General features: G+C 32.4%; 19 protein-coding genes, 6 tRNA genes, 1 rRNA gene and 1 pseudogene. 20 read left to right on the forward strand and 7 right to left on the reverse strand.

What is annotated here, in order from left to right; translation table 11 throughout:
- Positions 1-149 precede the first annotated feature (149 nt).
- The 11 genes from rrf (at position 150) to glmM (ending at position 5,203) form a co-directional block, all read left to right on the forward strand.
- A 5S ribosomal RNA gene (gene rrf, locus KA824_RS02235) occupies positions 150-264 on the forward strand.
- Between the two features lie 13 nt (positions 265-277).
- Positions 278-352: transfer RNA gene (locus tag KA824_RS02240), tRNA-Asn, on the forward strand.
- Positions 353-355: 3 nt separating this feature from the next.
- Positions 356-427: transfer RNA gene (locus KA824_RS02245), tRNA-Glu, on the forward strand.
- 13 nt (positions 428-440) lie between these two features.
- Positions 441-516 (forward strand) — tRNA-Val (locus KA824_RS02250).
- Positions 517-534: 18 nt separating this feature from the next.
- Positions 535-618 (forward strand) — tRNA-Tyr (locus KA824_RS02255).
- A 4-nt stretch (positions 619-622) separates the two neighbouring features.
- Positions 623-697, forward strand: a tRNA-Gln gene (locus KA824_RS02260).
- Positions 698-700: 3 nt separating this feature from the next.
- Positions 701-773, forward strand: a tRNA-Lys gene (locus KA824_RS02265).
- Positions 774-1,028: 255 nt separating this feature from the next.
- On the forward strand, positions 1,029-1,934 hold the full coding sequence (rocF, locus tag KA824_RS02270; protein WP_107385264.1) for an arginase: 906 nt from the start codon (positions 1,029-1,031) through the stop codon (positions 1,932-1,934).
- Between the two features lie 148 nt (positions 1,935-2,082).
- Positions 2,083-2,889 (forward strand): diadenylate cyclase CdaA, encoded by an 807-nt coding sequence (gene cdaA, locus KA824_RS02275; protein ID WP_019467737.1) that lies wholly within the window; start codon positions 2,083-2,085, stop codon positions 2,887-2,889.
- Between the two features lies 1 nt (position 2,890).
- On the forward strand, positions 2,891-3,823 hold the full coding sequence (locus KA824_RS02280) for a CdaR family protein (RefSeq protein ID WP_181187769.1): 933 nt from the start codon (positions 2,891-2,893) through the stop codon (positions 3,821-3,823).
- 24 nt (positions 3,824-3,847) lie between these two features.
- Complete coding sequence (gene glmM, locus KA824_RS02285; RefSeq protein WP_107523443.1) at positions 3,848-5,203, forward strand: phosphoglucosamine mutase; 1,356 nt, start codon at positions 3,848-3,850, stop codon at positions 5,201-5,203.
- A gap of 338 nt (positions 5,204-5,541) precedes the next feature.
- On the opposite strand, the gene KA824_RS02290 is transcribed toward glmM, so the two are convergent.
- From KA824_RS02290 to KA824_RS02305, 4 genes are read right to left on the reverse strand one after another with little or no spacing between them, the layout of a single operon-like run.
- The gene (locus KA824_RS02290) at positions 5,542-6,645 is read right to left on the reverse strand and encodes a mannitol-1-phosphate 5-dehydrogenase (protein ID WP_107385909.1); all 1,104 of its coding nucleotides are present in this window, start codon (positions 6,643-6,645) and stop codon (positions 5,542-5,544) included.
- Positions 6,645-7,079: a PTS mannitol transporter subunit IIA gene (locus KA824_RS02295; protein WP_107384901.1), complete on the reverse strand. Its 435-nt coding sequence runs from the start codon at positions 7,077-7,079 to the stop codon at positions 6,645-6,647. Before KA824_RS02295 ends, KA824_RS02290 begins: the two co-directional genes overlap by 1 nt.
- 5 nt (positions 7,080-7,084) lie before the next feature.
- A complete protein-coding gene (locus tag KA824_RS02300) occupies positions 7,085-9,115 on the reverse strand; it encodes a BglG family transcription antiterminator (RefSeq protein ID WP_107384900.1) in 2,031 nt (676 codons plus the stop codon).
- 37 nt (positions 9,116-9,152) lie between these two features.
- Positions 9,153-10,688, reverse strand: a complete 1,536-nt coding sequence (locus KA824_RS02305; RefSeq protein ID WP_107384899.1) for a PTS mannitol transporter subunit IIBC — start codon at positions 10,686-10,688, stop codon at positions 9,153-9,155.
- Positions 10,689-11,331: 643 nt separating this feature from the next.
- Between KA824_RS02305 and glmS the strand changes: the two genes are divergently transcribed.
- The 5 genes and pseudogenes from glmS to KA824_RS02330 all read left to right on the forward strand — a co-directional run bounded on the left by glmS (position 11,332) and on the right by KA824_RS02330 (position 16,474).
- A complete protein-coding gene (gene glmS / locus KA824_RS02310; protein WP_181187768.1) occupies positions 11,332-13,137 on the forward strand; it encodes a glutamine--fructose-6-phosphate transaminase (isomerizing) in 1,806 nt (601 codons plus the stop codon).
- Between the two features lie 143 nt (positions 13,138-13,280).
- Positions 13,281-14,264: a BtrH N-terminal domain-containing protein gene (locus KA824_RS02315; protein ID WP_107384897.1), complete on the forward strand. Its 984-nt coding sequence runs from the start codon at positions 13,281-13,283 to the stop codon at positions 14,262-14,264.
- A gap of 118 nt (positions 14,265-14,382) precedes the next feature.
- Positions 14,383-14,741 (forward strand): annotated as a pseudogene (locus tag KA824_RS02320) (DUF2200 domain-containing protein).
- A 29-nt stretch (positions 14,742-14,770) separates the two neighbouring features.
- On the forward strand, positions 14,771-15,571 hold the full coding sequence (locus KA824_RS02325) for an ABC transporter ATP-binding protein (protein WP_107384895.1): 801 nt from the start codon (positions 14,771-14,773) through the stop codon (positions 15,569-15,571).
- Positions 15,572-15,622: 51 nt separating this feature from the next.
- Positions 15,623-16,474: an HAD family hydrolase gene (locus tag KA824_RS02330; protein WP_107384894.1), complete on the forward strand. Its 852-nt coding sequence runs from the start codon at positions 15,623-15,625 to the stop codon at positions 16,472-16,474.
- 231 nt (positions 16,475-16,705) lie between these two features.
- Here KA824_RS02330 and KA824_RS02335 read toward each other — a convergent pair whose 3' ends face one another.
- Positions 16,706-17,860, reverse strand: a complete 1,155-nt coding sequence (locus KA824_RS02335; protein WP_107385907.1) for a hypothetical protein — start codon at positions 17,858-17,860, stop codon at positions 16,706-16,708.
- A 131-nt stretch (positions 17,861-17,991) separates the two neighbouring features.
- Between KA824_RS02335 and KA824_RS02340 the strand changes: the two genes are divergently transcribed.
- Positions 17,992-18,723, forward strand: a complete 732-nt coding sequence (locus KA824_RS02340; protein ID WP_107384892.1) for a metallophosphoesterase family protein — start codon at positions 17,992-17,994, stop codon at positions 18,721-18,723.
- 126 nt (positions 18,724-18,849) lie between these two features.
- Here KA824_RS02340 and czrB read toward each other — a convergent pair whose 3' ends face one another.
- Together czrB and KA824_RS02350 are read right to left on the reverse strand one after the other, a co-directional pair.
- Positions 18,850-19,803: a CDF family zinc efflux transporter CzrB gene (gene czrB / locus KA824_RS02345; protein ID WP_107384891.1), complete on the reverse strand. Its 954-nt coding sequence runs from the start codon at positions 19,801-19,803 to the stop codon at positions 18,850-18,852.
- 18 nt (positions 19,804-19,821) lie between these two features.
- Positions 19,822-20,121, reverse strand: a complete 300-nt coding sequence (locus KA824_RS02350; protein ID WP_107384890.1) for an ArsR/SmtB family transcription factor — start codon at positions 20,119-20,121, stop codon at positions 19,822-19,824.
- 149 nt (positions 20,122-20,270) lie between these two features.
- Between KA824_RS02350 and KA824_RS02355 the strand changes: the two genes are divergently transcribed.
- The 3 genes from KA824_RS02355 (at position 20,271) to KA824_RS02365 (ending at position 23,253) form a co-directional block, all read left to right on the forward strand.
- Positions 20,271-20,930, forward strand: coding sequence for an SDR family oxidoreductase (locus KA824_RS02355; protein WP_107384889.1), 660 nt, complete (start codon positions 20,271-20,273; stop codon positions 20,928-20,930).
- A gap of 131 nt (positions 20,931-21,061) precedes the next feature.
- On the forward strand, positions 21,062-21,766 hold the full coding sequence (locus KA824_RS02360; RefSeq protein WP_181187767.1) for a FadR/GntR family transcriptional regulator: 705 nt from the start codon (positions 21,062-21,064) through the stop codon (positions 21,764-21,766).
- Positions 21,767-22,314: 548 nt separating this feature from the next.
- The gene (locus KA824_RS02365; RefSeq protein ID WP_181187766.1) at positions 22,315-23,253 is read left to right on the forward strand and encodes a type I phosphomannose isomerase catalytic subunit; all 939 of its coding nucleotides are present in this window, start codon (positions 22,315-22,317) and stop codon (positions 23,251-23,253) included.
- Positions 23,254-23,268 lie beyond the last annotated feature (15 nt).

Genomic DNA, 23,268 nt, shown 5'->3' on the forward strand with positions numbered 1-23,268 from the left:
TTAATAGGTTCGATGTGGAAGCATAGCTATTTGTGGATCTGACGATTACTAATCGATCGAAGACTTATTCAAATTTAAAAGTTTTGTTGGTTGAACTAAATTTTACTTTCTATCTAGTTTTGATTGTATAATAATTATACATGATATTGTCTGGTGACTATAGCAAGGAGGTCACACCTGTTCCCATGCCGAACACAGAAGTTAAGCTCCTTAGCGCCGATGGTAGTCGGACTTACGTTCCGCAAGAGTAGGACGTTGCCAGGCAATATTTCATTATTCCACAGTAGCTCAGTGGTAGAGCTATCGGCTGTTAACCGATCGGTCGTAGGTTCGAGTCCTACCTGTGGAGCCATATGGCCCCGTGGTCAAGCGGTTAAGACACCGCCCTTTCACGGCGGTAACACGGGTTCGAGTCCCGTCGGGGTCATTTTATACATATTGGAGGATTAGCTCAGCTGGGAGAGCATCTGCCTTACAAGCAGGGGGTCGGCGGTTCGAACCCGTCATCCTCCACCATTGCTAATTTAATAATGCGGAGGGGTAGCGAAGTGGCTAAACGCGGCGGACTGTAAATCCGCTCCTTCGGGTTCGGCAGTTCGAATCTGCCCCCCTCCACCATTAATGGGCTATAGCCAAGCGGTAAGGCAACGGACTTTGACTCCGTCACGCGCTGGTTCGAATCCAGCTAGCCCAGCCATTAGAGCCATTAGCTCAGTTGGTAGAGCATCTGACTTTTAATCAGAGGGTCAGAGGTTCGAATCCTCTATGGCTCACTTTTTAAGCATTCCTTTGGGAATGCTTTTTTGTTTTTTTATAAATGAAAAATTTTTTGATATTTAGTATATACATTTTTTTGTTTAAAACTATAAAATTACATTGCTATATTTAGTTATTTTGAATTAAAAATCGTTTTTTTGTTTCTTTATGTAATTTGCTTAAAATCTTACAATTGAGGGCGCTTGTATTAACTTGAAAGTCATATCACTTTAGATTATCCTAATATCAAACGCAAACAAAGGGGTTTTTTTATGGATAAATTAGTAGAGATTATTGGTGCACCTTCGACTTATGGCCAAAAAAAATTAGGGGTAGATTTTGGTCCAGATGCAATTCGATATGCAGGTATTGTAGAACGAATACAAAATATTGGAATTGATGTTAAAGATTCAGGTAACATTAATGTTCCTGCAATGCGTTTAGAGAAGTTTAACTCAGTTCAAAAAGGCTTACGTAATTTAGATGAAATAGTAGAAGTATCTAATCAACTCAGTGAAACAGTAGGGCAAAGTGTTGATAATGGCAATTTTCCACTTATTTTAGGTGGAGACCATTCCATAGCAATAGGCTCTATTTCGGGTATCAGTAAACACTATGAGAATTTAGGTGTCATTTGGTATGATGCTCACGGTGATTTAAATATACCTGAGGAATCACCTTCTGGTAATATACATGGAATGCCACTACGGGTATTAGCCGGAGAAGGTGATTCACGTTTAGTGAATATCTCTAATTTTGCACCTAAAGTTAAACCAGAAAATATCGTGCTTATAGGCATGAGAGATTTAGATAAGGGAGAACGTCAATACATTAAAGAAAATAATATTAAAACATATACAATGGCAGATATTGATAAACTAGGCATTAAACAAGTGATGGAACAAACTTTAGATTATTTGAAATCTAAAACAGATGGCATTCATTTATCATTAGATGTAGATGCTTTAGATCCAGCTGAAACACCAGGAACTGGTACACGAGTGCTGGGAGGCTTAACATATAGGGAAAGTCATTTTGCACTTGAATTATTACATAAGTCAAATTTAATCACTTCAATGGATTTAGTAGAAGTCAATCCATTGATAGATATGAATAATCACACAGCAGAACAGGCAGTTTCTTTAGTAGGTAGTTTCTTTGGTGAAACATTATTATAAAAAACAAGGAATAATATGGCATTATTTCCATATTATTCCTTTTTATATTCCTTTTAATTTTATGATAAAAATTTAATACTTAATATGACAGTTAGTGTTATGATTGGTATAATATATATCATGGGAACAGATAACCGGAGGAGATGTTATGGATTTATCCAACTTTTTTGATGATTGGAGTACAGTCAAAATAATTGCTAGTGTACTCGATTTGCTCATTGTATGGTATGTACTTTATCTTCTCATTACAGTATTTAAAGGTACAAAAGCGATTCAATTACTGAAAGGTATTGTTGTAATTGTAATCGGCCAACAAGTGAGTAAAATGTTAAATTTAACAGCGACATCTCGTTTGTTTGATTTAGTAATACAATGGGGTGTTTTAGCTTTAATTGTTATATTTCAACCGGAGATTAGACGCGCTTTAGAACAACTGGGTAGAGGAAGTCTATTTAAACGCTATTCCACAAGTTTGAATAGTGATGAGGACAAACTTATTTCGTCTGTTTCTAAGGCAGTACAGTATATGGCTAAACGTCGTATTGGTGCATTAATCGTATTTGAAAAAGAAACAGGATTACAAGATTATATTGAAACAGGTATAGCAATGAATTCTGAAATTTCTCAAGAATTATTGACTAATGTGTTTATACCTAATACACCTTTACATGATGGTGCTATGATCATTCAAGCGAACAAAATTGCAAGTGCTGCCAGTTATTTGCCACTATCAGACAGTGCTAAAATAGCTAAAAGTTTAGGAACAAGACATAGAGCAGCTGTAGGTATTTCAGAAGTTTCAGATGCATTTACAGTAGTAGTATCTGAAGAAACTGGATCTATTTCAGTCACATTTGATGGAAAATTGAGAAAAGATATATCAAATGAAGCATTTGAAGAATTATTGGCTGAACATTGGTTTGGCACACACTTTCAAGAGAAAGGTGTGAATTAATATGTTAGAAAGTAAATGGGGCTTAAGATTAATAGCATTAGTTTTAGCACTAGTATTTTTCTTATCTGTCAATAACATGTTTGGTAATATCTTTAATGCTGACCAATTAGGACATAAATCTACGGAAACACTTCAAGATGTACCAGTGCAAGTTAATTATGATAGTAAATCGTTATATGCTAGCGATGTGCCGAGTAAGGTAGATATTGAAATATCTGGCCCACAATCTCAAGTATTAAAAGCTGAAAACGGTGAAAATATTAAGGCAGTACTTGATCTGAGTGGTGAGAAAGCTGGAAAGCATACCACACAATTCAAAGTCAATGGTTTAAATAAAAACATTGATTATACAGTTAAGCCAAAAGAAACAACAGTTAATCTTGAAGAAAAAGTTACTAAAAAACTTAAGGTAGAACCTGACGTGAGTGATAACAATTTAAATGCTAATTATAAAGTTAGTGATCAAAGTGTATCACCTGAAACAGTTAAAGTGACTGGTGGTAGCAAACAAATTGATAAAATTGCATATTTAAAAGCTACGTTTAAGGATAAAGATAAAATTAGCAAAGATACTACGGATATTGCACGTATCACTGCTTTTGACAGAAACCTTAATAAAATTAAAGTATTAATTGAACCGAATGAAGTTAATTTGAGTGTAAAAGTAGAAGATTATAGCAAGAAAGTAAAAGTTAAAACTAAAGCAATAGGTGCTTTACCTAAAGGTAAAGAAATAGATGATATAAAATTAGATGAAAAAGAAGTGGAAATTTTCGGTAATAGAAACGACATTCAAGATATTGACGAAATTACTGCAGAAATCGATTTAGATGGTGTTACAGAATCAACTGAAAAAAATGTAGAATTTAAATTACCAGATGACGTTTCAAAAATTAATCCAAAAGAAACAACAGCAAAAATTAATATTAAATAGTTTTTTATAAAGGAGATATAAATCATGGCAAAATATTTTGGTACAGACGGCGTAAGGGGCGTTGCAAATAAAGAATTAACGCCAGAACTTGCGTTTAAATTAGGGCGTTTTGGGGGTTACGTGTTAGCCCATAATGAAGGTGAAAAGCACCCTAAAGTACTCGTTGGTAGAGATACTCGTGTTTCTGGTGAAATGCTTGAATCTGCATTAATTGCTGGATTGATTTCAATCGGTGCAGAAGTGATGCGTTTAGGTGTTATATCAACACCTGGCGTAGCGTATTTAACTAAAGAGATGGAAGCTGAACTAGGTGTTATGATTTCTGCATCTCACAATCCTGTTCCAGATAATGGTATTAAATTTTTTGGCTCTGATGGTTTCAAACTTTCTGACGATCAAGAAAGAGAAATTGAACAATTATTAGATCAAGAAAACCCAGAATTACCACGTCCAGTAGGGGATGACATCGTGCATTATTCTGATTATTTTGAAGGTGCACAGAAGTACATAAGTTATTTAAAATCTACTATTGATGTTAACTTAGATGGCATGAAAATCGCTTTAGATGGCGCCCATGGTTCTACTTCATCACTAGCACCGTTTTTATTTGGAGATTTAGAGGCCGATACAGTTACAGTTGGTTGTAATCCTAATGGTTATAATATTAATGATAATGTAGGATCAACACATCCAGAAACGCTGTCTGAAAAAGTAGTTGAGGAAGAATGCGACTTTGGTTTAGCTTTTGATGGCGATGGCGATAGATTAATTGCCGTTGATGAAAATGGGGACATCGTAGACGGAGATCAAATTATGTTCATCATTGGTCAAGCAATGAGCAAGAATCAAGAATTAAATAATAATATGATAGTCTCAACAGTCATGAGTAATCTAGGGTTCTACAAAGCCTTAGAAGATGAAGGCATTCAATCTAATAAAACAAAAGTTGGAGATCGTTACGTAGTTGAAGAAATGCGTAGAGGTAATTATAATTTAGGCGGAGAACAATCTGGTCATATCGTGTTAATGGATTATAACACTACTGGTGATGGTTTATTAACAGGCGTGCATTTAGCAAGTATTATTAAAATGACTGGTAAAAGCTTAAGTCAACTTGCAAAACAAATGAAAAAATATCCTCAATCTTTAGTCAATGTACGTGTGACTGATAAATATCGCGTGGAAGAAAATGTAGATGTTCAGGAAGTCATGACTAGAGTAGAAGTTGATATGAACGGAGAAGGACGTATTTTAGTTAGACCTTCAGGAACAGAACCTTTAGTAAGAGTTATGGTTGAAGCAGCAACTGATGAAGCAGCGCAACGATATGCTCAAACAATTGCTGATGTAGTTAAAGACAAAATGGGTCTAAATGAATAAGCTTTTTATTTATTATAAACTGTCAATACAAGTACTAATGGTAGCGTTAGTACATGTATTGACAGTTTTTTTATTAGTAAAGTATCAAAAACATAGGATAGTTCATAAAATTATATTTTAAATTTATATAAAATAAGTTGTATGCTTAGTAGAATACTATATAAAAAAACTACAAGATTGAGTTACAATCATAACTTATCTCTAACAAGCACAGTCTAAGCTATAAAAAATTAACCATAAAAAAGGCTAATCCGTATTTAAACGGATCAGCCTTTGACTTAGAAATATTGTATTGTTCAATACTGTAACTAAATATATTATCTTTTAATCATTTAATACTATAAGACGTTGTATTCTTTGCTAATTTCAGATGCTAATTGATCATCAATTTTAGCGTAATCTTTTAAGAATGTTTCAACACCATATTCATTAATATAATTGTTTTTTTCTACTGTTTCTTGATCATTCATGTCATCATATTTTAACAGTAATGCAGCTGCCTTAATTAACGCCTGATGTTTCAAATTATTTTGATAAAGATAATTTAATGGTTTAATAATTCTGTCTTGCGGTCCGATTTTACGGATCGTACCTCGACCTACACGAGTCACTTCATCTGAAAGGTGCGGATTTTTAAAGCGTTCAATAATTTTATCAACATATTGTGCTTGTTCAGTTGTTGAAAAATCAAATTGGTTGGTAATGTACTGACTTGTTTCTTTCAAGACTTCTTCTAGATCATGTTTGATCATTTTATCATTAATTGCATCTAAGATCGTCGGTTGATTATTATATCTACCAGCATAAGCTAAGTATGCATGGCCAGTGTTTACCGTCAATAATTTTCTTTCAATATATGGTGTCAAATTTGATACGTATTTAATATGGTTTAATTCTGGACCATACCATGCATCTTTTTCTACAACCCATTCATAGAAAGGTTCCACGATAACATCTAGAATATTTTCGTTTGTTTGCAGAGGGACAATTCTATCAACTGCTGAGTTAACAAAATGAATATGTTCATCTAATGGTCCAGTGATATCTAGAATTGCCTCTTTCAATGTATTCGTGGCCATAATGGCATTTTCACAAGCAACAATATTTACTGGTGTTTCTTTTTCTTTTAAATAAGGCGCAAACGTTTTAGCAATAATCGGTAAAATATTGACACCGACTGCAGTAGTAATTAAATCTGCTTCTAATACGGCTTCTTTTAATTTAGCAGAAGGTTGCCCTGAATTGATTGCGTCTACATTGTGTACGCGAGTTGTTGTGTTTGCTTCGTCTGCTAATATGACGTCATATTCTTGTTTAGAATCTAAAGCATCAATAATTTCAGCATTGACATCTGCAAATGTAACTTTAATATCATTATCAGCTAAAATATAACCAATAAAACCACGACCAATGTTACCTGCACCAAAATGTAATGCTTTCATTATGCGTCAGCCTCCTCAAATACTTGCTTAATTTCTTCAGCTGATGAAGCATTGATAATGCGTTCAACATTTTCTTCTTCACTAAATGTGATGGCAATTTTTGATAATAAATCTAGATGCTCACCATCTTTACCTGCGATACCAACAACAACTTTAACTTCTTCTCCATCCCAATCAACACCTTCAGGAATTTGAATTAAAGTTAAGCCTGATTTTAAAACACTTGTTTTAGCTTCATCTGTACCGTGGGGAATAGCTAATCCATTTCCCATAAATGTTGTTACAACTTGCTCGCGATCTTTCATAGCTTGAATATAGTCTTCTGTAACTGCACCACTTGATACAAGTGCTTGTCCTGCTTTTTCAATTGCTTCGTTTTGATCTTTCACTGTTTGATTAATAAAAATATTGTCATTGCTAAATAATTCACTCATATCATTCACTCCATGTTTAATTGATTTTGTAATGCTTTCAGATAACTTTGTTTAAGTAAATCTGTTAATTGTTCCGGTTGTTTCATAAATTGGTCGATATCATCGAGATACTCACCAATTTTTCCAGATAATTCACTAATAAATTGTGCCATGATATCATCTGGAGGTATGAACATATTTAATAAATATGTTACAGAAACTTTGTCATTTTGATTACTATTAAGCATAAGTGGCTTTTCTAAAATAGTGACTAAGATAAATGGCTTCTTAATTAAATCACTTTTTAAGTGTGGCATAGCAATGGGATAAGGGTCTAAAACAAAACCTTGTTCATCCATGCGTTGCTTAATAAGTTCAGCGAATGACTGCTTATCTTCAATAATTTGATGTTTAAATAATTGTTCAGTTAAATACGTAATCCAATCTTGAGTATGTGCATAATCAAGATAAATTGAATCAATGACTTCTAGTCCTTTACGGATATATTCTAATTGATATTCAGGATTTGCAAAAGTTGTACCAGTGCCATCAAATATTTGTGTTTGTGGTTTGTCTTGTTGCATGTTTAGAAAAGCAGCTACATGATTGATATCTGCATCTGGTAACAATGGATTAACTGTGAGGTAAGGTAAGCTTATATCTAAATTAACCGTTGAAATAATTGCATCATATTGTTGAATATCAATGGAATTAAGATCACCCACAGACGCTTGTGCTGTTTGTTGAATTTCACTAAATGTTTGTTGTAACCGAGTAGCGAGTAAACGGCTTGTACCTATGCCGCTACTACAAACGACAAGTACATTATAAAAAGGTGTCGCTTGTTTTTGAATTGCACCGCCGAAATGTAATACGATAAACGCAATTTCACTTTCTGGAAATTTAAAATTCGGCCACGTTTTTATTAACCCCTGATGCACACTTTCAAATAGCCGTGGATATTTATGTTTAATCATTTCAGTTAAAGGATTATAGGTTTCAATATTAGCATTTAATCGATTGATTGCTGGTATAATATGCAGCTTTAACCCCTCACTGAGTGTTCTCCAGTCTTTAAATGTTTGCTGGGAAACCTCTGAAACCATATGAATAAGTTTTTCGATGCGTTGATCATCTTTGTTATTCTTAAATACTTCAGTAGTTTCTTTGCGTTTGGCTCCGCGTAAATGAATCGTGATGAAGGTTACTTCCGCTTGGTTGAACTGAACACCGTAGATGTGCTCTAAATGTAATGCTAAAGCTGAAGCCACTTGGTGTTCAAAGGTGTCTTTGACACTGTTATAAATATCGTCATTTAAAGCTACATATTCGCCTTTAAGCATTCGATCAATGCTGAGTACAATGTGTACTGTTAAGGTTAAATAGCTTGATTCTGTAAGAGAATAGGGCAGTTGTCCCAAATGATCCATAAGAATTCTCTCAACTTGGAAAATTTTATCTAAATCAACCATTGGTAACTGGGATTGATTAATGGATTGATACACAAAGTGATTTTCTATTACAGAGTAAACGCTCGTACTATTTAAATTATTTACCATTAATTGGCTTAATAATTCTCTTTTTTTTGATTCAGCACCATAAAGGTGGATACCTTCACCACGTTTTTTTTGAAGTGTTAATTGATACTGGTCTAGTTCATCATCTAATTCATCTAGTAATTTAGCTAGTGTTTGAGTAGAAACACCAATTTCATGTGCTAAACTGTATTGTTTGATTGGTTCTTTAGCTTGGATAAGTGCATATAAAATAATTACTTTTTGTTCTTCTTGAGACAAATCAATCGTGACTTGTTGAATTAATTCATTTTTTAATGAATGGACCGCAGATGAATTACCAGATAACTGTAATCCTTTTTTCGTAACGCGTTCCAATTCAATGTTAAAACTTGCTAAAAAGGGTTCAATAGATTTCAATTCTCTATGAATAGTACGAGAGGATACAGCTAAATGTTGAGCAATGTCGTAAATAGTGACATATTGACCGTGATACTTAATTAACATTTCGATAATTTCTTTTTCACGTGTACTCAAAAACATAGCCATACCCTCCAATTTATATCTTTTTAGTGAGTGATTAGTTTTCTTCTTTTTTAAGGTTTTCTAGTAATTCATCATATCTAGGGGAATTTAAGAAATTCTCTACTGAAATATGAATTGCATTTGGAACTTGTTTGATTGCTCTGTCTGTTAATTTTTTCTGAGTAATGACAAGTTGAGCATCGCTAGGTAATTGGTTAATCGCTGTATTTGTTACTTCAACGTCTTGTATGCTAGCTTTTTTGAATTTGTTACGTAACATACTTGCGCCCATAGCACTTGATCCCATGCCTGCATCACAAGCGAAGATAACGTGACTTACTTTACTGTAGTCATGTGCATCTACATTCTCAGTATCATAGTTATCTAGTAAATCATCTTCTGTTTGACTATCGCTATTTTTGTCAGTTGCATCAGTAGCAGTTGTTGAAGTGTTATCATCACTATTCCCTGTTAACTTAGAAGATACACTTGATTTTTTACCTTTTGATGCTTCCATTTTCTCTGTTGCAGCTTCTAAATCTTCTTCTGTTTCTTTTGTGAATTTTAAAATAATTGATGAAACAATAAATGATACGATTGCTGCTAATAATACGCCTATAATCATGTGTAAGAACTCACCTTTAGGTGCGTTTAACATATATACGATAAATGAACCAGGTGAAGCTGGACTCTTGAATCCAAAGTCTAATAATGAATAAGTAGCAACACCAGTCATACCACCTAGTATTACTGCGACGAACAATAACGGTCTCATTAATACATAAGGGAAGTAAATTTCATGTATACCACCTAAGAAGTGGATAATCCCAGCACCATATGAAGTAGCTTTAGCTGTGCCTTTACCAAAAATCATATAAGCAACTAATACACCTAAACCTGGACCAGGGTTTGATTCAATTGTGTATAAAATAGATTGTCCCGCAGATGCAGCTTGATCTGCACCCAGTGGTGTAAATACACCGTGGTTAATAGCGTTGTTTAAAAATACGATTTTAGCAGGTTCTACAATAATACTTACCAATGGAAGTAGATGCGCATGTACCAATGCTTCAACAGCAACGGATAAAATATGCATGATAAATTCCATAATTGGTGCTAATATTTTAAAACCTATGATTGTCATTATAAAACCTAAAATACCAGCGGAGAAATTATTGAATAACATTTCGAAACCTTGTGGGGTTCTTGGTTGAATGAATTCATCAGTTTTTTTCATTAACCAACCAACAAGTGGTCCCATAATCATTGCGCCTAGTAACATCGGTGTTTCTGGTAATGCTACAATCACACCCATTGTTGCTACAGCAGCAATAATACCGCCACGCATCTCGTGAATTAAACGACCACCACTATAAGCAATCAATAATGGTATTAAATAAGTAATCATTGGTCCAGCCAATTCACCTAAATCTTTATTTGGCCACCAACCGCCGTCTATAAATATTGCCGCGATAAAGCCCCAAGCAATGAATGCACCAATATTAGGCATAATCATGCTACTTAAAAACGAACCAAAAGCTTGAACTTTACGACCAATCCCTTTATTATCTTGAGCATCTGTTTGTGACATAATTTGCACCTCTTTTTCTCTGTATTTAACTATTATTGTAGGTGTGTTTACATAAATAAACAACAAATAGTAATCTCAAATTTGTCACAGTGTTTTTGACAAGTTTATGACTATTAATATATGGAAAGTTTTGAATATTAAATAATAAAACAATTTTACAATTATTTTAAGGATGAAGTTAATAAAAAATTTGCATTTGGTTGCAAAAGCATTGTACAATTAGTGGTATTGAAGGAAAGGAGGACAGTTTGACATAAATATATCAATTAAAGCGCCTGTGCAAGTGAAAAGGTTAAATATTTAGCATTTAAGATTTAAAACAGAAATCTTAATAGATATGAAATCGAAGCTTGTAGACGAGGAGGATAGTTATCGAACCATCGGCGGATGCTATCCCGGATGTGGCTCATTCGTAAACTTATTAAGGAAAACATTAGGGCAACCTGGTGCACAAAGTTAATAAGATAGCCAAATTAAATAAAAATTAAGATTAAAGGTGAATGGGATTTCTGTGCCTTTTTTTAAAATTTCTTACGATAAAATGAATGTTAAGAAATTTATTTAAATTGGCCTCATATATTGAACAGGTTCCTGTACGCCGAACGTTCAATACCCTTCACCATTATATTGGAGGAGTATGTATATGTGTGGAATAGTTGGATATATCGGGCATGATAATGCCAAAGAATTATTATTAAAAGGATTAGAAAAATTAGAATATAGAGGATACGATTCTGCTGGTGTTGCTGTTGTTAACGATGATGGCACAAATGTATTTAAATCAAAAGGACGTATTGCGGAGCTAAGAAAAGTTGCAGATAGTAAAGATATAGATGGAAACGTAGGTATTGGTCACACGCGTTGGGCAACACATGGTGTGCCAAATTATGAAAATTCACATCCACACCAATCCGCAACTGAACGTTTTACTTTAGTTCATAATGGTGTAATCGAAAATTATGAAGAGTTAAAAAATGAATATTTATCAGATGTAAAATTTTTATCTGAAACGGATACAGAAGTTATTGTTCAATTAGTTGAATATTTCTCAAATACTGGACTTTCTACAGAAGCAGCATTTACAAAAGTGGTATCGTTATTAGAAGGTTCTTACGCATTAGGCCTTATTGATAGTCATGATCGTGACACTATGTATGTTGCAAAAAACAAATCACCGTTATTGATTGGTGTAGGTGATGATTTTAATGTTATCGCTTCAGATGCGCTTGCAATGTTACAAGTTACAAACCAATACAAAGAAATTCATGATCATGAAATTGTCATTGTTAAACGTGACGAAGTAATTATTAAAGACCAAGAAGGTAAAGTACAAGATAGAGAAGCTTATACTGCACAAATTGATGCTGCTGATGCTGAAAAAGGTGTTTATGATCATTACATGTTGAAAGAAATTCATGAACAACCTGCAGTAATGCGTCGTATTATTCAAGAATATCAAGATGCTGATGGCAATTTAAAAATGGATGCAGATATTATAAAAGATGTAGCCGATGCAGACAGAATTTATATCATTGCGGCAGGTACAAGTTATCATGCAGGTTTAGTTGGTAAAGAATATTTGGAAAAATGGGCAGGCGTTCCTACAGAAGTGCATGTTGCTTCAGAATTTGTATATAATATGCCATTGCTTTCAGAAAAACCATTATTTATTTATATTTCACAATCAGGTGAAACAGCGGATAGTCGTGCTGTATTAGTAGAAACTAAAAAACTAGGGCATAAATCATTAACAATTACAAACGTGCCTGGTTCTACATTATCACGTGAAGCGGATCATACTTTATTATTACATGCTGGTCCTGAAATAGCGGTTGCATCTACAAAAGCATATACAGCACAAATTGCAGTACTTTCAATTTTGTCACAAATTGTAGCGAAAGAACACGGTAAAGAAGCCGATTTTGAGTTACTACGCGAACTTGCAAAAGTGACTACTGCTATTGAAACAATTGTGGATGATGCAGATGTAATGAAACAAATTGCTACAGATTTCTTAGAAACAACAAGAAACGCATTCTTTATTGGTCGTACAATTGACTATAATGTTAGTTTAGAGGGCGCATTGAAGCTTAAAGAAATTTCTTACATTCAAGCAGAAGGTTTTGCAGGTGGCGAACTTAAACACGGTACAATCGCACTTATTGAAGAGGGTACGCCAGTGATTGCTTTAGCAACACAAGAAAATGTAAACCTTTCAATTCGTGGTAATGTGAAAGAAGTGGCAGCACGTGGTGCAAACCCTTGTATAATTTCTATGGATGGATTAAATAAAGATGGTGACACATATGTTATCCCTCATGTCCATGAGTTATTAACACCATTAGTTGCTGTTGTAGCAATGCAGTTAATTTCATATTATGCTGCACTACACAGAGATTTAGATGTGGATAAACCACGTAACTTAGCTAAATCTGTAACAGTAGAATAAATTAATATATAAGATTGAGCTGAGACATTTTGATGTCTCAGCTTTTATTTGTGGAAATTTTATAGTTTAATGAAGTTATGTTGAACAATTGAGATGATGCATCCAATGAGAATGAAATGATACTTAGAAGGAGAATACAATATATGGATAGTGAACCTAATTATTTAAATGGCGCCCATTGTGAAACTACAGCGACTGGCACATTATTAAAACATATTGGTATAGAGTTATCCGAACCGATGTTATTTGGTATCGGAGAAGGACTTGGATATATTTATTGGGATATGAAAAATATGGATTTCCCATTTCTTGGCGGTCGTATTAAACCAGATTATTTAACAAATAATATCGTAAAAAATTTGAATTTAGAAATTTTCTTAGAAGAAACTACATCCATAAAAAAGGCTTGGCAAAACATCAAAAAGACACTTGATGCTGGTCACCCAGTTGGTTTGAAATTAGACAGTTATTATTTAGATTATTTTTCGGATAAAGTGCATTTTGCAGGGCACTATGTAGCTATGTATGATTATGATGATGCTTATGCCTATTTGATTGATACAAAACAGCAAGGCAACATTGTTAAAACAAAATTAGAACACTTAGCGCAAGCAAGAAATGCTAAAGGGCCTATGTCATCTAAAAACCTCTCTTATACAATAAAACAAAACCATCCCTTACCTGATATGAAAACAATCATATTAAATGCTATACATAATAATGCTCAAGATTATTTAAATCCTCCTATTAAAAATATAGGATATAAAGGGATAAAGAAAACAAGCGACAAAATACAAACATGGTTTGAAAGAAGTTCGAACATTCAATATGATTTATTACTGACTGCTAATTTAATGGAAAATGGTGGGACTGGAGGGGCATTGTTTAGAAAAATGTATCTTTTCTTTCTTGAAGAAGCTCAATTATTAATCAAAGATAGTGCTTTAGAACAATCATATCACTTATTCTCTGAAATAGTTATTATGTGGGAAGAGGTGATAAAGTTAATTAAATGTGCGGGAGAAACTCAAGATAGAGCATATTTAAAGCAAGCTTCTGACATATTAGTTGATTTATCAGTCAAAGAATACGACGCGATGAAACGATTGCTCGAAGTTAAAAAATGATAACGTTTATGATATTTTTTAACGTATAGTAAAAGTGAAATATTTTCAAAAATATAAAAAATTTAATATGCTATGTACAAGCTTACAATTTATAAATAAAGAAAGGTCTTATAAAATAATGGCAAAACCTAAAATTTATACCATGGCTTTTGGAGATGTTTATCCTCATTTAGTGAAAAAAGTCGAAAAAAAAGGTAGAACAAAAAATGAGGTAGATACTGTCATTAAATGGATGACTGACTATAGTCAGTCGCAAATAGATAAAATGATTGAAGATGGCACAGACTATGAAGCATTTATTCAACAAGCACCAAGGTTAAATCCACATAGAACTAAAGTGACTGGTGTTATATGTGGTATTCGTGTTGAAAATATGGAAGACTCAGTAATGAAAGAAATTAGATATTAGACAAAATGGTTGATGAATTGGCTAAAGGGAAGACATTGGAAAAGATATTTAGACAAAATCAAAAATAAATGACAATTTTAAAAAGGGGGATATATATATGCTAATTGATTTGAACAATATAGCAAGAAGAAAAGATGGAAAAGAAATTGTTCAAGGAGTGAGTTGGCAAATCAATGAGGGAGAAAAATGGATGCTTTATGGTTTAAATGGCGCAGGTAAGACTACACTATTAAATATTTTAAATGCATATGAGCCAAACACATCTGGTGAAATGACTTTATTTGGTATGGAGCCTGGTAAAAAAGGGTATTCTGCTGAAAATGTACGCCAACAAATTGGATTTGTATCTAGTAGTTTAATGGATCGATTTCAGGATGGTGAAATTGTTATAGATGTTGTAATTAGTGGGATATTTAAGTCAATCGGTCTGTTTCAAGATGTACAACAACAATACATAGATTTGGCTAAACAATATTTAAAACAAATGGGAATCGCTCAATTTGAAAATCAATATTATGGTTATCTTTCTACTGGAGAACGTCAAAAAGTGTTGATAGCAAGAGCGTTGATGGGGAACCCTAAACTTTTAATTTTAGATGAACCAGCTTCAGGTTTAGATTTTATTGCAAGAGAAGATTTATTAAGTGCGCTGACACAATTGTATAAGCAAAATCCTAAATTAGCAGTGATTTATGTAACGCATTTTGTAGAAGAAATTACACAAGATATTGATTATGGGTTTTTATTGAAAAATGGGCAACCTTTTAAACAAGGTCAAATATCTGAAATTCTTAATAGTACAACATTGAGCGATTTCTTTAAAAGAAATGTCAACATAGCATGTAACAATGGGCGATACACATTGTTTTTAAAAGATGGAGACATTGCAGAAACATAGATAAAGTGCCATAATTTAATATGATAACATATGATGGAGGATTTTAATTACATGAAAAATGTTAAAGCAATATTTTTAGATATGGATGGTACAATTTTACATAAAGATAATCGTGTAGATAAAGAAACGACAGAGATTATTCAAACATTAAGAAATCATGGTTATAAAGTATTTTTAGCTACTGGTAGAGCACATGATGAGATTCATTACCTTGTACCAGAAAATTTTAAAGTGGATGGTATTATTAGTTCTAACGGTACTAATGGTGTCGTTCACAATGAAACTATTTTTAAACATAGTTTAACATTTGATACGGTAAATGAAATTGTGAAAAGAGCAAAAGCACAAGCAATTTATTATGAAGTTTTTCCTTTTGACGGTAATCGAATTATTCTTAATGAAGATCAAGCGTGGGCAGAAGCAATGTTTAAACAATCAACACCACCTGAAAACGTAGGATACAGTGAATGGACATCCAGAAGAGAATCTATCGTTGAAAAAGTAAGTTGGAAAACAAGTATCCCTGACACGTCATTTTCAAAAATTTATTTATTTTCGCCAGATTATGATAAGATTACTCAATTTCGAAACCAGTTAATCGATGACCAAACGACACTTCAAATCAGTGTATCTAATTCATCGCGCTTTAACGCAGAAACAATGGCTTTTGGCATTGATAAGGGAACTGGAATTAAAGAAATGATAGACTACTTTGGCATTAAACAAGAAGAAACGTTAGTCATTGGTGACAGTGATAACGACAGAGCGATGTTTGCGTTTGGCAATTATACTGTGGCGATGAAGAATGCTCGACCAGAAATTCAAGCTTTAGCAGATGATGTCACTTCATTCACAAATGAAGAAAATGGTGCTGCATTATACTTGAAAAAGCATTTATTATAATCTGTATGCATAGATGAATTGATTAAAAAGACACTTCTCTCGGTTAATAATGGTTATTAAATGAGATGAAGTGTCTTTTTTGATACTGAAAATTTACTAATTACATTCTGTAACGATAAGAAAATCGTTTGAGTATAAGCATAAAAAATTAAGTAGTATCATAATTACAATTTAAAAAGGACTAATCCACTTATTGCGGATTAGTCCTTTTGCAATTTATATTCCAATATATTATTTATCTTTATTATTCATTTGATCTTTGATGTCTGTAGTTTTTTCTTTTGTGTTATCTGTAAACTGATCGGTATTTTGATTAACTTTATCAGTAGATTTCTCAGTTGTGTGGTTAACTTCATCAGTAGCTTTCTCAGTTGTGTGATTAACTTCATCAGTAGCTTTCTCAGTTGTGTGATTAACACTATTAGTTACTTTAGATGTTTGATCAGATTGCTTAGAAGCTTTTGATTTTTTGACTTCTGATTTATCAATGTTCTCGCCATTTTTATTGTAGTATTGAATAATTGCTAATAAGTTTGTGTAATAAACAATCAATCTAATTATTATAACAATTACTGACACAATATAGATAATAGTCATAGCTAATGTTTGTGAAATACCACCGGTACTAATTGAAACTAACTGACTCACCGGATTTGCTAAGATTATAACAGGTAAATTTAATAGTAATATACCTAGATAAAATTTAAACCAAGTTTTATTTCCGTTTTTAATAGCTTTAAAGCCACGTTTTACAGAAGACCAAGCACCTCTATTAGGTTCTTTAACAAAGGCTAGTGTAAAGTTGATGATTAGGATTGTAAAGAACCAATAGACAAATGACAATATAAATACTTGTAAAGTAGCTGCAATAATTTGGAATGTTAATGACAATCCAAGTGCATGATCAGAACTGCTTAACGGTCCTTGTAATGCAGTGAATAATTGTACAATTCCTAATTGCAATAGCTTACTTATTAAAAGATTAAGTAATAATATAATAATAATACTTAATAATGTGATTAAAGATAATTTTAATGATTTAGCATATTTACCCTTTTTAAATATTGAAAATAAATCTTTGAATTTAACCTTGTCTTTATTAATTGCATTGTCTATAGTGTATATAGTTCCAGCAATAAGTTGATATCCTGCAAATATAAAAACCACTAATGGAATTAATATTGCTAGTATCAATGTAATTAATGAACTTCCAATAGGTTGTTGCATTGCCATTGACATTAAAAATTTATATATTGCTGGTTGAACTGGTATAAAAGTTAGTACAGTCAAAGCAAACAATATGATAAAACTTACAATTGTGAATAGTAAAATTTTAGCATTTTGCGGTTTTGCATTTTGTAATGCTAGTTTATGAAATTTAAACAAATTTTAAGCACTCCTTTTTAGTGATAAGCATATGCTATCAAAAAATTAGAGATTTTAAAATTAATAGGTAACAAAATGGCTATAAAATGTTAAAATGACCAAATGAGAAAATGTTGAAAGGAGATATCATCATGAAATTTGCAATTCTTACTGATGTACATGGCAATTTTGATGCGTTAGATACAGTATTGGATGATATTGATAGAAGAAAAGATATAAATAAAATATATAACTTAGGCGATAATATTGGTGTAGGCCATGAAACAAATAAAGTTCTTGATGAAATATTCGAAAGAGATGATATGGAAATTATTGCAGGTAATCATGATGAAGCGGTGATGTCAATTGTTAACGATACGCCTTATCCTGAAGACTTAAAAGATAAATTTTATGAACACCACCAATGGATTGAAAGTCACTTAGACGAAGATTATTACGATAAATTAAATGCTTTACCTCGTGTTATTGAAAAAACAATGAATCATAAAAAAGTCATGTTCATCCATTACGAAATTCCAAACGATAAATTGAATACGCCGATTGATGGCCAGCCATTTAGTCCTATTGTTGAACCTACTGAAGAAAATATAAAATCACTTTTTGAAGATAAAGAGGCTGATTTAATTATTTTCGGTCATAATCATACAGTTCATTTGTTTGATGATAAATCTAAGGTTTATTTTAATCCTGGTTCTGTTGGATTAAATAACGGCGCATACGCGGTATATGGTATTGTTACTATCGAAGAAAATGAATTTTCATTTGAACGAGTTAAAGTTCCTTATGATAATGAAGAATTTATAAGAGGTTTTAAAGAAAAACAAGTGCCAGCTAAAGAACTGATATTTGATAAGTTTTTATAATGTGTAAAATGTTTCGGATTTGTTATATATTTTAATAGTGATTAAAATCATAAAAGTGACTAGATTGAATGATACTGCTTGTTTCAAGCTTTAAAATCTAGTCACTTTTTACTTTTTTAACTCACGTTATTTTTCTGTATAAATTGCTGAACATAAGGTATTGCTGTCATGATTATGATATTCTGTTTCAAATTGTATCGTCATATGTTGAATATTTAAATGTGTTAAGCGATGTTCAAGTTGGTTTAAAAGTTGTTCGCCTTCTTCGATTGTCATGTCATTAGGTACTACTGCATGGCAACTTAAAGCATTTATTTCATTAGAAATAGTCCATATATGACAATCGTGTACATTTTTTATTTGCACTTCACTTGTAATAGCGTTAATGATTTCATCCATATCGACATCACTTGGTGTACCTTCCATCAAAATATTAATAGATGATTTCGTTATGCCCCAACTACTTTTAATAATAAGTAGGGAGACGATAATGCTTGCAATTGGGTCTGCAATAGTCCAATTAAATGACCAAATAAGAATAGCTGCTACAATTGCTCCGACAGAACCTAATAAGTCTCCAATTACATGGAGAAAAGCGCCACGCATGTTTATATTATGATCTGTATCTCCACCTTTAAACATAAAAGAAGCAACAACGATATTAACAATGAGGCCAATTACACTGATGATAAACATTTCTGTAGATTTTACCGCTATTGGATTAAAGAAACGATCGATTGCTTCTATGATGATAAAAATGCCGATAACAAATAATGTCACACCATTAAATAATGCTGCTAATATTTCGAAGCGTTTGTAGCCAAAAGTCTTAGATTGAGTAGCATGTTTTTCAGAATAAATAAAAGCTAATAATGCTACACCTAATGAAACAGAATCGCTAAACATGTGTAAACCATCTGATAATAATGCTAAGCTATGTGCTAAAAAACCTCCGATGATTTCAACTATCATAAATATACCAATAATTAAAAAGCTAATAAGTAAGATTTTTTTATTATTGGTGTGTACATGACCATGTGTATGGTTGTGTGTGTGATTGTGTTCGTGATGTTGTGACATATAAGTTCACACCTTTCATTATAGTTTATGATTTGCATGATGAATTGCTTGTTTCAATAAATCAGTCACATGTGTATCATCAATTGAATATATCATTGATTGGCCTTCGCGGTTAGATTTGATTAGGTGGGCTTGTTTTAATATGCGTAACTGATGCGACACATTAGATTGCCCCATATTTAAAGTATGCGCAATATGACCTACACTGCTAGAATTTTGTGATAATAAATGCATGATGCGTATACGATTCCTCTCACTTAACGCTTTGAAAATATCAGTTACATGCTCTAAAGTTTCGGTATTTATTGGCGTATTCATAAATTTAACCCTCCTATCATATGAAGATATTAATATATATTCATATATTAATGTTATTGTGCTAATATGTCAATTGAAAATGCATATTTGTTTTAAATTCTTATAAAAGTGGTAGACTTTTAATATGAACTCGATAAGGAGGTACCAATATGAGTATTTTAGTTATTGGCGCAAATGGTGGCGTTGGTCATCACTTAATAGAACAGTTAAAAGAAAAAGAGGTAGATTTTACCGCTGGAGTTAGAAAAGAATCACAAGTTGAACAACTGAAAGAACAGAATATCAAAGCAACTTTAATTGATGTTGAGTCAGATGATGTTCAAACTTTAACTGAAAAATTTAAAGGCTTTGACCGTGTAGTATTTTCCGTTGGTTCAGGAGGTAGTACAGGTGCCGATAAAACAATTATTGTAGACTTAGATGGTGCTGTTAAAGCTATTAAAGCAAGTGAGGTAAATAATGCGAAACAATTTGTGATGGTGTCAACATATGATTCTAGAAGAGAAGCATTTGACGCAAGTGGAGATTTGAAACCATATACAATTGCCAAACATTATGCTGATGAATACTTAAAACAAGCATCAGTACCTTATACGATTGTACATCCAGGTGCTTTATTAAATGATGATGGTACAAACAAAATTGAAGTAGGTGCCTTTTTTGAAGGCAGAGGTTCAATTCCACGAGAAGATGTTGCTTCAGTCCTCAATGAAGTTGTCACAAGTGACGACTATTTAAATACTGAATTCCAAATTATTAGTGGAGATGTAGAAATATCACAAGCTTTAGATAGCTTTAAAAATAAATAATCGATAGTTACAAATGTGGGCCAATTTACAAATTAATGTAATTTGGTCCATTTTTAATTGAAATATCTATTATTTTAATAAATTTTATGATGAAAATTTGATACAATAATAGATATCGTTTGGAGGTAACTATGAAGATTTCAAACACTAAAATTTATGAACAAGTTGCAGATACTTTATTGGAAAGCATCAAATCTGGAAATTATCAAGTTGGAGATAAAATACCATCTATACAAAAACTCAGTAAAGAATATGGTGTGAGTGTGGCTTCGGTAAGAGAAGCTTTAAATGCATTAAGAACGATAGGTGTATTGGAAATAAAACAAGGTTATGGAACATTTGTAAAGCAAATTGAACCGACTTTTTTTGAATTAGGAGATAAATTTAATTCGTTAGTTCAGATAAAAGAATTATTAGAGTTACGAGAGATTGTTGAAAGTGCAACCGTCAAAATGGCTGCATGTCACCGTACAGAAGAGAACTTAGTTGATTTGGAAAAGGCTTTGAATCGAATGGGGGAAGCAATAACAGATGGTACATCAGGAGAAAGAGCTGATTTAGAATTTCATCTATTAATCGCAAAAGCTGGTAACAATTCTTTGTTAGTTGAATTACTTAATAATATATCTGAACTTATGCAAGATTCTATGAAAGAAACAAGAAAAATATTTATTTATAGTAAACAAAAAACAATGAATAAATTATTAGAGGAACATGTAGTCATTTATAATGCAATTGCTAACAAAGATGATGTAGAAGCTGTTAAAGCCATGGAGACACATTTATTAGAAGTTAAAGAAACAATTTTAGCTAACTTCAAAAAAAATAGATTTTAGAACGTAAGATACTTATAATCTTCAAATTTAGTTTAATGCTTTCCAAGTTCTTAAAGTATATGCACATATAATTAAATTTCAAGGAATAAAAAGCCCAAACTACAATAGTTTGGGCTTTTTTGCAAATTTTATATTTTGAACAGTGATCATCTGGTCAAAATAATCATAATTTATTACCTTATATGTAAAAGAATATGAGTCCTTTGAAGACTCTAGTGTCATTATAATGTTAAAAATGTTGCGAAGGCAAGTCTTTATTTTAAAAAATTTATGACAATTGAATAATTTTATTGTCAAATTTAGTTGAATGGAATGGGGTAGCATTAATTTAACTATACGTCTATTAAACGTATTGATATAATAATTAATGATTTGAATATGACCAAACGTTGAAGTGACAGTTTATAAAGCATTAAGATATGTGATACAATTTCAATAGTTCTGTAAAATTAATTTTAAAATGTAATATAAATAGTATAATTTTATCTTTTTCTAAATTGTATATATCAGATTAAACAATATAAAAACTAAGTTTGGAGGTGTGGTGAATGCCATTATTTTTAAAACCAGTATTACATGAGAAAATTTGGGGTGGCACAAAGTTGAAATCACTCGGTTATGATTTGCCCGCTGAAAATATTGGAGAAGCATGGGGGATTTCAGCACACCCAAATGGAAGATGTGAAGTGTTGAATGGACCATACAAAGTACAAACATTAGATATGGTATGGAAAAATCATCGGGAATTGTTTGGTGATTTTCCGAGTCAAGAGTTTCCGTTAATGACAAAAATTGTAGATGCTAAGGAATCATTATCGATTCATGTGCATCCTGATGACGCCTACGCTTATGAAAACGAAAACGGACAATATGGTAAGTCAGAATGTTGGTATATTATAGATGCTGAAGAGGGCGCAGAAATCATATATGGTGTGAACGTAGATTGTAAAGATACTGCAGTTGATCAAATCGATGAAACAGACTATGAAAATTTATTTAATAAAGTTAAAGTCAAACCAGGTGAATTTTATTTTATACCAGCAGGCACGATTCATTCTATAGGGGCTGGTGTACTTGTGTATGAAACAATGCAATCTTCTGATGTCACATATAGAGTTTATGATTTTGATAGAGAAGAGGCAGCACATGATCCCAGAGGATTGAATCAAGCAAAAGCGAAAGAAGTCATCGAAGTTACTCAAGAAAATATTAATATAGCAACAGACACCGAAATTGTTGAAAATCATAAACGTATCCAACTTGTTTCAAATGATTTTTTTACAATGGTTAAGTGGGAAATATCTGGTACATTAAATTATATGAAACCTAGAGAATTTGTTTTAGTTTCCGTATTAAAAGGTTCTGGACAAGTCATTGTTGATGGTGACATTTATGATGTAACACAAGGTCAAAATTTCATACTAACTTCAGACGATTTAGATACAATTTTTGAAGGGAATTATGAATTAATTATAAGTTATTTATAGATAAAAAAACGGAGT

Source organism: Staphylococcus sp. GDY8P198P, from assembly GCF_017891615.1.
Taxonomy (GTDB): domain Bacteria; phylum Bacillota; class Bacilli; order Staphylococcales; family Staphylococcaceae; genus Staphylococcus; species Staphylococcus cohnii.

What these genes read in the sequence shown, in the direction of transcription:
- rocF (WP_107385264.1), top strand. Translation starts at nt 1,029, where the DNA reads ATGGATAAATTAGTAGAGATTATTGGTGCACCTTCGACTTATGGCCAA.
- cdaA (WP_019467737.1), top strand. Translation starts at nt 2,083, where the DNA reads ATGGATTTATCCAACTTTTTTGATGATTGGAGTACAGTCAAAATAATT.
- KA824_RS02280 (WP_181187769.1), top strand. Translation starts at nt 2,891, where the DNA reads ATGTTAGAAAGTAAATGGGGCTTAAGATTAATAGCATTAGTTTTAGCA.
- glmM (WP_107523443.1), top strand. Translation starts at nt 3,848, where the DNA reads ATGGCAAAATATTTTGGTACAGACGGCGTAAGGGGCGTTGCAAATAAA.
- KA824_RS02290 (WP_107385909.1), bottom strand. Translation starts at nt 6,645, where the DNA reads ATGAAAGCATTACATTTTGGTGCAGGTAACATTGGTCGTGGTTTTATT.
- KA824_RS02295 (WP_107384901.1), bottom strand. Translation starts at nt 7,079, where the DNA reads ATGAGTGAATTATTTAGCAATGACAATATTTTTATTAATCAAACAGTG.
- KA824_RS02300 (WP_107384900.1), bottom strand. Translation starts at nt 9,115, where the DNA reads ATGTTTTTGAGTACACGTGAAAAAGAAATTATCGAAATGTTAATTAAG.
- KA824_RS02305 (WP_107384899.1), bottom strand. Translation starts at nt 10,688, where the DNA reads ATGTCACAAACAGATGCTCAAGATAATAAAGGGATTGGTCGTAAAGTT.
- glmS (WP_181187768.1), top strand. Translation starts at nt 11,332, where the DNA reads ATGTGTGGAATAGTTGGATATATCGGGCATGATAATGCCAAAGAATTA.
- KA824_RS02315 (WP_107384897.1), top strand. Translation starts at nt 13,281, where the DNA reads ATGGATAGTGAACCTAATTATTTAAATGGCGCCCATTGTGAAACTACA.
- KA824_RS02325 (WP_107384895.1), top strand. Translation starts at nt 14,771, where the DNA reads ATGCTAATTGATTTGAACAATATAGCAAGAAGAAAAGATGGAAAAGAA.
- KA824_RS02330 (WP_107384894.1), top strand. Translation starts at nt 15,623, where the DNA reads ATGAAAAATGTTAAAGCAATATTTTTAGATATGGATGGTACAATTTTA.
- KA824_RS02340 (WP_107384892.1), top strand. Translation starts at nt 17,992, where the DNA reads ATGAAATTTGCAATTCTTACTGATGTACATGGCAATTTTGATGCGTTA.
- czrB (WP_107384891.1), bottom strand. Translation starts at nt 19,803, where the DNA reads ATGTCACAACATCACGAACACAATCACACACACAACCATACACATGGT.
- KA824_RS02350 (WP_107384890.1), bottom strand. Translation starts at nt 20,121, where the DNA reads ATGAATACGCCAATAAATACCGAAACTTTAGAGCATGTAACTGATATT.
- KA824_RS02355 (WP_107384889.1), top strand. Translation starts at nt 20,271, where the DNA reads ATGAGTATTTTAGTTATTGGCGCAAATGGTGGCGTTGGTCATCACTTA.
- KA824_RS02360 (WP_181187767.1), top strand. Translation starts at nt 21,062, where the DNA reads ATGAAGATTTCAAACACTAAAATTTATGAACAAGTTGCAGATACTTTA.
- KA824_RS02365 (WP_181187766.1), top strand. Translation starts at nt 22,315, where the DNA reads ATGCCATTATTTTTAAAACCAGTATTACATGAGAAAATTTGGGGTGGC.